At 37.4% G+C, this 1,232-nt stretch carries 4 protein-coding genes; 3 read left to right on the top strand and 1 reads right to left on the bottom strand.

The window, feature by feature from the left end; all coding sequences use genetic code 11:
* Positions 1–200 (top strand): hypothetical protein (locus tag F6K49_RS50500; RefSeq protein ID WP_293110424.1); only part of this gene is annotated, 200 nt, incomplete at its 5' end.
* A gap of 14 nt (positions 201–214) precedes the next feature.
* Positions 215–643 carry a hypothetical protein gene (locus F6K49_RS50495; protein ID WP_293066815.1) on the top strand — a complete coding sequence of 143 codons (429 nt, stop codon included), beginning with the start codon at positions 215–217 and terminating at the stop codon, positions 641–643.
* A gap of 21 nt (positions 644–664) precedes the next feature.
* On the opposite strand, the gene F6K49_RS50490 is transcribed toward F6K49_RS50495, so the two are convergent.
* On the bottom strand, positions 665–829 hold the full coding sequence (locus tag F6K49_RS50490; protein WP_293084035.1) for a hypothetical protein: 165 nt from the start codon (positions 827–829) through the stop codon (positions 665–667).
* A 160-nt stretch (positions 830–989) separates the two neighbouring features.
* Here F6K49_RS50490 and F6K49_RS50485 point away from each other — a divergent pair.
* The coding region (locus tag F6K49_RS50485) for a Uma2 family endonuclease (protein ID WP_293110426.1) at positions 990–1,232 on the top strand (243 nt) is incomplete at its 3' end.

Genomic DNA, 1,232 nt, shown 5'->3' with positions numbered 1-1,232 from the left:
ATCCAACCCTAGCCAATAGTATTGTAGATCATGCAGACAGACACGGTTTTAAAGGGAATTATTTAAAGTATCTCAGAAAGGCTGCTAATTTTAACAAAAAAGGGTCACGAAAAACCCAATTACCGAATGGGGCATTGAGATGGAATAAAGGAACTGAATTTCTTAGAGAAAGAGACAACAAAATTATTTCTTACGGCTAAACTTAAAAAAAATCATGCCAAACTTAGATATTTCCAACAAAGCTGATAATACCATAACAGCCAAAGGATATATTGAGCAAATCTTAAATCAATTGCTCATTGACTATCAAGCTACTCAGGGAGAAAGAGCAAAAATTTCCCGATGGGAAGAAAATCAAGACGTTAGTATATTAGGGATTATTGAAATATTAACCGATACTATTAGAGGATACGCCTTTCAAGTTATTAATGATAATTCCTTTGAAAATGCCCAAGAAATTAGTAATGAATTACAGAAAATAAAACTAGTAGAAATTCCTAAATTTACTGAATGGTATTTTTCACAAGACTTTGATTATCCGAAAATGAAACACTATGTCGAAACCCTGAACTATTTACGTTTATTAATAATCGAATATATCAGGGATATCAAAGCTCTTGTAGAGTGCGTTAATGAAGTGTAACGCACCGGTGAATGTCCGCGCTTAAGTGGGTACGCGAATAGTGTAGGTTGGGTTGAGACAACAAAACCCAACAAACCGATGATATGACACAATAAAGGTAGTGAAGTCGAGGAGAACGCCGTTGAGTGCGATCGCCTGATTTTGTAGATTTTGTAGGGTGGGCAAATGGACATGATATTTGATCAAATTGCCAAACTCTCATTATTTGCCCACCCTACCCTACTTCTTTTAGTGCGATCGCCTGATCTTGTATGGTGGGCAAATGGGCATCAGAGCTGATGAAATGATCAAATTCCCAAAATTTGCCCACCAAACCCCTACTGGCACAATTGGAGACAACCCTGAAATGGTACAATCACAACCTAAAATACTGACATTGGAGGAGTTTCTGAAACTACCGGAAACAAAGCCTGCTAGTGAGTACCTTGATGGAAAAATTATTCCCAAGCCCATGCCTCAAGGAAAACATAGTCGTCTTCAAGGAGAACTAATACCCGCAATCAATAGTTTGGTAAAACCTCAAAAAATTGCTTGCGCTTTTCCTGAATTACGTTGTACTTTCGGGGGTCGCTCAATAATACTTGAAATT

Source organism: Moorena sp. SIO3I6 (assembly GCF_010672095.1).
The sequence above is the reverse complement of the archived record's forward strand: the minus strand, read 5'-3'. Positions and strand labels throughout refer to the sequence as shown.

Excerpts from the sequence above, each read along its gene's own strand:
- F6K49_RS50495 (WP_293066815.1), top strand. The coding sequence starts at position 215 with ATGCCAAACTTAGATATTTCCAACAAAGCTGATAATACCATAACAGCC.